At 68.5% G+C, this 8455-nt stretch carries 5 protein-coding genes and 2 pseudogenes; 3 read left to right on the top strand and 4 right to left on the bottom strand.

Annotated features, from left to right (window positions below; genetic code table 11):
• Nucleotides 1-122: pseudogene (locus Q8N10_RS02445) on the top strand (IS630 family transposase); the annotation flags it as partial.
• Between the two features lie 12 nt (nt 123-134).
• On the opposite strand, the gene Q8N10_RS02440 reads toward Q8N10_RS02445, so the two are convergent.
• The 3 genes from Q8N10_RS02440 to Q8N10_RS02430 are packed head-to-tail and all read right to left on the bottom strand — an operon-like array spanning nt 135 to nt 5820.
• Entirely contained in the window at nt 135-3275 is a 3141-nt protein-coding gene (locus tag Q8N10_RS02440) for an efflux RND transporter permease subunit (RefSeq protein ID WP_304779866.1), read from the bottom strand.
• Complete coding sequence (locus Q8N10_RS02435; RefSeq protein ID WP_304779863.1) at nt 3272-4387, bottom strand: efflux RND transporter periplasmic adaptor subunit; 1116 nt, start codon at nt 4385-4387, stop codon at nt 3272-3274. The genes Q8N10_RS02440 and Q8N10_RS02435 overlap by 4 nt, the downstream gene beginning before the upstream one ends.
• 2 nt (nt 4388-4389) lie before the next feature.
• A complete protein-coding gene (locus tag Q8N10_RS02430) occupies nt 4390-5820 on the bottom strand; it encodes a TolC family protein (RefSeq protein WP_304779859.1) in 1431 nt (476 codons plus the stop codon).
• A gap of 291 nt (nt 5821-6111) precedes the next feature.
• On the opposite strand from Q8N10_RS02430, the gene Q8N10_RS02425 reads away from it, so the two are divergent.
• Complete coding sequence (locus tag Q8N10_RS02425) at nt 6112-7767, top strand: M28 family metallopeptidase (RefSeq protein ID WP_304779855.1); 1656 nt, start codon at nt 6112-6114, stop codon at nt 7765-7767.
• A 12-nt stretch (nt 7768-7779) separates the two neighbouring features.
• A complete protein-coding gene (locus tag Q8N10_RS02420; RefSeq protein WP_304779852.1) occupies nt 7780-8373 on the top strand; it encodes a DUF72 domain-containing protein in 594 nt (197 codons plus the stop codon).
• Here Q8N10_RS02420 and Q8N10_RS02415 read toward each other — a convergent pair.
• Nucleotides 8322-8455, bottom strand: a pseudogene (locus Q8N10_RS02415) (IS30 family transposase); the annotation flags it as partial. The gene Q8N10_RS02420 and the pseudogene Q8N10_RS02415 sit on opposite strands and share 52 nt — an antisense overlap.

The following is an 8455-nucleotide window of genomic DNA, read 5'->3' as shown; positions in this document are numbered from 1 at the left end:
TCCGAAAGGCCGCCGCCAGAACCCTCGAGCAGCTCTGGTCAGCCATCGCTCAAATCATCGACGCCTTCACACCAAGGGAATGCGCGAACTACTTCGCCGCCGCTGGATACGATGCAGACTGATCGAAAAATGCTCTAGAGCCGATCCTCAGGCGCGGCGACCGCCGGCGCCTCGCGCGGCGTGATGAACCTGGCCAGGCGCGGGCGCAGCCACATCTCGAAGTCGTCCACCAGTTCGTAAACCACCGGCACCAGCACCAGGGACAGCAGGGTCGAGGTGATCAGGCCGCCGATCACCGCCACGGCCATGGGCTGACGGAACTCCGCGCCCTTCTCCAGGGCGAAGGCGGTGGGCAGCATGCCGGCCGCCATGGCCATGGTGGTCATGACGATGGGCCGGGCCCGCTCGCGGCAGGCCTCGAGGATGGCGTCGCGCTGGGGCATGCCCTCGCGCTCCCGCTCGATGGCGTACTCCACCAGCAGGATGGAGTTCTTCGCCGCCAGGCCCATCAGCATCAGGAAGCCAATCAGCGAGGGGATCGAGAGCGAGAGGTTGAAGATCAACAGACCGAGGAAGGCGCCGGCGAAGGACAGCGGCAGGGCCGTGAGGATCACCGCCGGCTTGAAGAAGCTGCGGAACAGCAGCACCAGCACGCCGTAGATCATCGCCACCCCGGCGAAGAGGGCCAGGCCGAAGGAGCCGAACAGCTCTTGCTGCGCCTCCAGCTGCCCGGTCTCGGCCGGGGTCACGCCCGCGGGCAGGTTCTTCATGATCGGCAGGGCCTGGACACGCTTGTAGGCGTCCCCCAGCTCCGCCCCGTTCAGCTCGGCCTGGATGGTCAGCTGGCGCTTGCGGTTCAGGCGGTCAATCTTGGCGGGACCGGCCTGGAAGCTGACATCGGCCACGGCGTCCAGGGTCGTGGTGCCGCCGGAGACGGTGGGCACACGCAGGGCCTTGATCCGCTCCAGGTCGGCCCGCGCATCGGCGGGCATGCGGATGCGGATGGGGATGCGGCGTTCGCCGGCGGTCAGCTTGGCGACATTGGCGTCGATGTCGCCGACCGTGGCCACGCGGGCCACCTGGGCGATGGTGTCCACCGAAACGCCGAGGCGCGCGGCCTCGTCACCCCGCGGGCGCACGATCAGCTCGGGCCCGACGGGCGGCGCCGAGGCGTGCGGGTCGGCGATGATGTCGATGGTCCGCATCTGCTTTTCAAGCTCCGCGGACGCCGCCGTCAGAGCGGCCGGATCGTTGGAGGCGAGGATCGCCTGCAGGCCCGCCGATCCCTGGAAGTCCATGAAGGTGATGCGGGCGTCGGGCACCTCGCGCAGGGCCTGGCGGGTCTGGGCCTTCAGCTCGTCGCCGCTGATGCTCCGCTGCTCATCCAGCAGGACGGTGACGGTGCCGTTGCGCAGGTCGCTGCCGCCGCCTGATCCGCCGAAGCCGGGGCCCCCGCCGCTGGCGGTGGAGCCCACCTGGGCGAACACGGCGCGGACGCCGGGGCGGCCTTCGAACACCCGGCTGACGCGCAGGGCGACGTCCTCCATGGCCTCGACCGTGGCGCCGGGCGGACCCTGCAGGTCGACATAGATGTAGTCGGGGTCGCCCGCCGGCTGGAAGCCCTGCGGCAGCATGGGAACCAGGAACAGCGAGCCCACGAACACCACGCCCCCCAGGATGCAGGCGACGATTCGGTGATCGAGGGACCACTCCAGGGCGTTGCGGTAGAAGCCCTCGAAGGGCTTGCGCTCCACCGGGTGGCTGGTGGGCTTCAGCAGGTAGGCCGCCATCAGCGGCGTCAGCAGGCGCGCGACCACCAGGGAAAACAGCACCGCCACGCAGACCGTGAGCCCGAACTCCCGGAAGAACTGGCCCGCCATGCCCTTCATGAAGCTGACCGGCATGAACACCACGACGATGGCCATGGTGGTGGCCACCACCGCGAGGCCGATGGCGTCGGCGCCCTGCAGGGCGGCCTGGAAGGGCCGCATGCCCTGGGCCACGCGCTTCTCGATGTTCTCGATCTCGACGATGGCGTCGTCGACGAGAATCCCCACCACCAGGGTCAGGGCCAGCAGGGTGACGACGTTCAGGGAGAACCCGAACAGGTTCATGAAGAAGAAGGTGGGGATCAGCGAGACCGGCATGGCGAAGGCGGTGATCATGGTCGAGCGCCAGTCGCGCAGGAACACGAACACCACGATGGCCGCCAGCAGCATGCCCTCCAGCAGCACGTGCTGCGTGGCGCGGAAGCTGGCGCGAGTCTCGTCCACCGACGAGAAGATGCGGGTGAAGGTCACCCCCTCGTGAGTCTGCTCCAGCTTGGCGATCGCCTTGATGACGGCGTCATCGACGCCGACGTCGCTGGAGTCCCGGGTCTTCATCACCTGGAAGCCCACCACCGGCGCGCCGTTCAGCCGCGCAAAGCCGCGCACCTCGCTGGAGCCGTCGCCGATCTGGGCCACGTCGGTGAGCCTCACATAGCGCCCGCCGCCGGTCGGGATGGTCATGGCGCGCAGGGCGTCGAGGGTGTTGACCGCGCCGAGCACCCGCAGGGTCTGCTCGCGACCGCCCACAGCGACCCGGCCGCCGGGGGCGTCGATGTCGAAGGCGCGCAGGGCGTTGTTGATCTGCGGCGCGGTCAGGCCCCGGGCCGCCATGCGGTCGGGGTCGATGAGGATGTTGATCTCCCGGTTCACGCCGCCGACGCGAGAGATCTGGGAGACCCCCTTCTCGGTCTGCAGCTCGCGGGCGATGGTGTCGTCGATGAACCAGGACAGCTCAGCGTCCGACATGGCCGGGGCGGCCACGGCGTAGGTCAGGATCGGCTGGCTATCCAACTCCACCCGCGTGACCGTGGGCTCGTCGATCTCGCGCGGCAGGACCGCGCGGGTCTGGTCCATGCGCGAGCGGACCTCGTCGGTCTTCTTCTGCAGGTCCTCGCCAAGCTCGAACTCCACATTGGTGGTGGAGACCCCCAGGGTCACCGTGGAATAGATGTTCTTGACGTTGGAGATGCCGGCGATGGCGTCCTCCACCGGCCTGGTGATCTGGGTCTCGATCTCGCCCGGTGCCGCGCCCGACTGGGTCACGGTGATGTTGACCATCGGGAACTGGACGTTGGGGAACTGCTTCACCGGCAGACCGCCGTAGGAAATCATCCCCGCCAGGATCAGGGCGATGAACAGCACCACCACCGGCACGGGGTTGCGGATCGCCCAGGACGAGATCTGGAAGTTGCCTCCGTCGTCGTGAACTTGCGGCGACGGGGTCATTTCTTGGCGCTCGCGGGCTTGGGCGTGGGCACGGGACCTTCGGTCGGTCGGACCATGTCACCGTCCAGCAGGAAGGCGGCGGCGTTCAGCACCACGCGGGAGCCGGCCGGCGGCCCCTTGACCAGGGAGACCAGGCCCGAGCCTCGCGCCCCGGTCTGCACCGTGACGCGCTTCACGCGGTTGTCCGCGCCCACCACCATCACGCTGGCGCCGTCGGCGTCGTAGCGCACGGCGGTCTCCGGCACAGCCAGGCTCTGGCCCACGGCGTCGGCGAACAAAGCCCGACCGTAGCCGCCCGACCGGATGTCAGAGCGAACCGGCAGGCGGATGCGCACCGTGCCGAGCTTGGACTGGGCGTTCACCTGCGGCGAGACGAGACGCACCACACCCTCGGCGCTGGTCCCGGTGGAGAGCACGACGCTGGCGCGCTGTCCGGGACGCACGCGGGACAGATCTTCTTCGGAAAGTTCGGCCAGCAACTCGATCTCGCCGCCCTGGGCGATCCGGAACCACGGGGTCGCGCCCCCGGCCGAGAGTTCGCCCGGACGGACGTTCCGCTCCAGCACCAGGCCGGAGACCGGGGCGGTGACCGCGAGCTTGCCGGCGCGGGTGCGGGCGTCCTTGTAGGCGGCGGCCTGGGCGTTGGCGGTGGCGCGGGTGGCGCGAGCCTGGAAGCGCCGCTGGTCGAGCTGCTCCTGCGAGAGCACGCCCTGGCCGTCGAGACCCTTCACGCGCGCGGCCTGGGCCTCGGCCTGCTCGGCCTGGATGGCGCTCTGGGCGGCCAGCGCGCCCTGCTGTTCCACCTGGGACGCGATCAGGGCGCCGTCGAGTTGAACCAGGGTCTGGCCGGCGCGGACGTACTGCCCCGCGTCCACCAAAACCCGGGCCACCCGGTAACCGGTGATCTCGGGCAGGACGGCGGCTTCCTCGCGCGGCGTCAGGACGCCCGAGGCGGTAAGGGAGCCGATGATCTGGCGCGGCTCGACCTTCACCACGCGGACGGCGCGCGCCCGTTGGGTGTCGCTTTCCTTGACCGCGGGCTTCTTGCCGCAACCGGCAAGGGCGAAGGTCGCGACCAGGGCTAGGGTGAGGGCGGTGGCGGATCTCGTCACGTCTAGCGTGCCTCTTGCTGGGCGAGCACGGGGGTGGCGGGCCAGCCGCCTCCGAGCGCCTTGTAGGTCTGGACGGCGCGGCGCAGGGCTTGAACCTGCGCGCTGGTCAGCGCCGATCGGGTGCTGCGCCAGGACTGTTCAGCCCCAAGCGCGGCGGTCAGGTCGTCAATGCCGGCCGCGTAGCGGACGCGGCTGGCCTCATAGGCCCGCGCGGCTCGGACCTCACCGTCGGCCAGCAGGCCGACGCGGCGGCGATCGGCGTCCAGGCGGGTGAGCGCGCTGTCGGCTTCGCCATAGGCGGTCTGCACCGCCTTCTCATAGGCGATGACCGCCTGCTCGGTCCGGGCGTCCTGGGCCTTCAGCTCCTGCAGCAGCCGGGGGATGGACAGGATGGGCTGGGTGACCCCGGCCCCGATCGACCAGTTGCGGGTGCTGGACTCAAAGCCCGGCTGTTCGCTGCGCGAAAGGCCGATGCCAGGGGTCAGGGTGAAGGTGGGGAAGAAGGCGAGCTTGGCGTAGGTCAGCCGGCCGGCGGCCGAGCGCACGGCGGCCTCGGCCTGGCGCACATCGGGACGCCGGGCCAGCAGCTGGCCGGGGACGGCGGCCGGAACGGGCGGGATCTGGCCGACGCTGGCGGGGGTCGGAATGCTGGCCAGGGGATCGACGCCGCGGCCGACCAGCACCAGCAGGGTGCGCCGCGTGGCCTTCAACTCGGCTTCAAGACTGGCGGCGGCGCCCTCGGCCTGGGCCAGGTCGCCGGCCACGCGGTCGGCTTCGGAGGAAGAGCCCAGGCCCCGTTCGGCCCGGACATTGGCGACCTGCTGCAGGCCCCGCTGGATACGGGCCGTCTCGCGCGCATCCTCCAGCTGGATGGCCTGGCCGCGGGCCAGGAAATAGGTGTCGGCGATATTGGCCGCGAGGCTGGCCCGCGCGCCCTCGTAGCTCGCCTGGGCCTGGTTGGTGTCGCCGCGCGCCGCCTTGGCCACCGCGAAGATCCGGCCGAACAGATCGACCTCCCAGCTCACATTGAAGGTGGCGCTGGAAGCGGTGCTTTCGCCCTCGCTGGAGAAGCCCGGAATGTTGACCGCCGTGCCTGCGGTCTGGGTGGTGTTCGTCTCTCGGGTCGTGGCCGACGCATTGCCCTGGGGCAGGAAGCCCAGCAGGCCGCTGGACGCGGTGGCGCGGGCTTCCCGCAGGCGGGCCGCGGCCGTCCGCGCATCCGGCGCCCGGGCCATGGCGTCCTCGATCAAGGTGGTCAGCACCGGGTCGTTGAACTGGACCCACCACTGGTCCAGCGCCGCGGCGTCGAGCGCCGACGACCCGGCCTGCGGCGCCTCGAAAGCGGTCGGCAGGGCGATATCGGCCTTGCGTGCGGACGCGCACGCGGCGAGCGTCAGACAGGCCAGTCCGGCTACGAATGTGGCGGGGCGCATGATCTCTGTCGTTGTCAGACCGCGAATCGCCGCCGAGTGTATCGGCTTTGGGGAGGCGCGACGCGGTTAGCTGAAGCTCCCTTGATCATAGCAACCGGTCGCCAAAATTGCAGTGGCGTTACAAACAGCCGCCCTCATGGTGAATGGGACGCATCTGCCACACTTATTTTCGAATAATCGTTTAAGGTCGAACGACCTCGTCGCCCAAGCGGTTTTGGGCGCGTCGCTCTAGCGTCTGCGCACCGCCCTCGCTAGGGTCCCGGGCAAATTGGTCCTTGCCCGAGTGCATTCATGAAACAATTCCTCCTGGCCGGCGCGTCCGCGTGGGCTGTTATGGCCCTTGGCCTTCCCGCCACGGCCGGCGTCAGCGCCGCGAAGCTCGCCGACCACATCCAGATCATGGCTTCCGACGATTTCGAGGGTCGGGGTCCCGCAACCGCCGGCGAGGTCAAGACCGTCAAGTACCTGACCGAGCAGTTCCAGGCCGTGGGCCTGCAGCCCGGCGGGGATCTCCAGAAGGACGGCAAGCGGGCCTGGACCCAGGACGTGCCGCTGGCCCAGTTCGACAACAAGGATCCCATTAGGGTCAGCGTCACGGTCGGCGGTCAGGTCCAGACCTGGACCCAGGGCGACCAGGTCGCCATCCGCGCGCCGCAGACCGGCGTCGCCCAGGTCTCGGTCAAGGACGCTCCGGTCGTCTTCGTCGGCTACGGTGTCAAGGCGCCCGAGCGCAATTGGGACGACTTCAAGGGCTATGACCTGAAGGGCAAGATCGCCCTCGTCCTGGTCAACGATCCCGACTTCGAGACCGGCGAGGGCGACTTCGGCGGCAAGGCCATGACCTATTACGGCCGTTGGACCTATAAGTACGAGGAGGCCGCGCGCCAGGGCGCCGTGGGCTTCATCGTCATCCACGAGACCGGGCCGGCCTCCTATGGCTGGAACACGGTCAAGAACTCCAACACCAACACCGTTTTCGACATCATCCGCCAGGATCCGACCAAGGATCACGCCCCCATCGAGGCCTGGATCCAGCGCGACCCCACCGTCGCCCTCTTCAAGTCGGCCGGCCTTGATTTCGAGGCCCTGAAGAAGCTGGCCCAGACCCGTGACTTCAAGCCGGTCGCCCTGACCGGCGTAACCTTCTCCACCGACATCTCGGTGGACGCTAAGAAGATCGTCTCCAAGAACGTCGTGGGCCTGCTGGCCGGGACCAAGCATCCCGAGGACAAGGTGGTCTACACCGCCCACTGGGATCACCTCGGGGTCGGCCTGGCCGACGCCAAGGGCGACCGGATCTACAACGGCGCCCTGGACAACGCTTCGGGGACGGCGATGCTGATCGAGATCGGCCGCGCCGCCGCGGCCCAGCCGCGGACCGAGCGCTCCATGCTGTTCCTGGCGGTCACCGCGGAGGAAAAGGGTCTGCTGGGATCGGAGTACTACGCCGCCAATCCGCTCTATCCCCTGGGCACGACGGTGGCCAACATCAATATGGACGGCGCCTCGATCTACGGTCCGTCCAAGGACTTTGGCACTTCGGGGGATGCGCCCCTGACCCTGCAGGACGATCTGATCGAGGTCGCCAAGGGCTACAACATGACCTACAGCCCGGACCCGCGTCCGGGCGCGGGCAGCTTCTTCCGCTCCGACCACTTCTCCTTCGCCAAGCGCGGTGTGCCGGCCATCTCCTTTGGCGGCGGGCAGGATCTGGTGACCGGCGGCAAGGCCCGTGGCGAGGCGCTGCAAAAGGCCTACACGACCGAACGGTACCATCAGCCCGCGGACGAATACTCCCCTGACTGGGATCTTTCCGGCGCGGCCCGCAACGCCGACATGCTGCTGGTGCTGGGCACCCAGATCGCCAATTCCCGCAAGTGGCCGGAATGGAAGGCCGGGTCTGAGTTCAAGGCCGAGCGGGACAAGACCGTCGCGGCGCGCAAGTAGGGGACAGGGCGCATGGCGCAGGCGGGCTACATCCGGGCCGGCATCGGGGGTTTCACCTTCGAGCCCTGGCGCGGGGTCTTCTATCCCGCGGGCCTCAAGCAGGCCGATGAGCTCGCCTATGCCAGCCGCCACCTGACTTCCATCGAGATCAACTCCACCTACTATTCGTCCCAGAAACCCGAGACCTTCGCCAAGTGGAAGGCCGCGACGCCCGAGGGCTTCGTCTTTTCCCTGAAGGCCTCGCGGTTCTGCACCAACCGCAAGATCCTGGCCCAGGCAGGCGAGTCCATCGCCAAGTTCCTGGGTCAGGGGATCGTCGAGCTGGGCGATCGGCTGGGGCCGATCCTCTGGCAGTTCATGCCCACCAAGACGTTCGATGCCGCCGATTTCGAGGCCTTCCTCGACCTGCTGCCGAAGACCTATGAGGGCCTGAAGCTTCGGCACGTGGTGGAGGTCCGCAATTCCAGCTTCGTGGACCTGGCCTTCGTGAAGATGTGCCGCCACCGCAACGTGGCCATCTGCGTCTCAGAGAACGACCGCTATCCGAGGTGGGCTCAACTGATCGCTGCAACACACTCGGCGAAGGTCTCTGCTGGTGTTCGATAGAGCAAGGTCTTTCTGGGCCGTTCGTTGAGCTGGCGGGCGATGGCGCTGAGCTGGGCTTGGCTGTGCACAGACAGGTCGGTCC

Source organism: Phenylobacterium sp. (genome assembly GCF_030693625.1).
Taxonomy (GTDB): Bacteria; Pseudomonadota; Alphaproteobacteria; order Caulobacterales; family Caulobacteraceae; genus Phenylobacterium; species Phenylobacterium ferrooxidans.
Note: the sequence above shows the minus strand (reverse complement) of the source record. Positions and strands in the feature narration are given on the sequence as shown.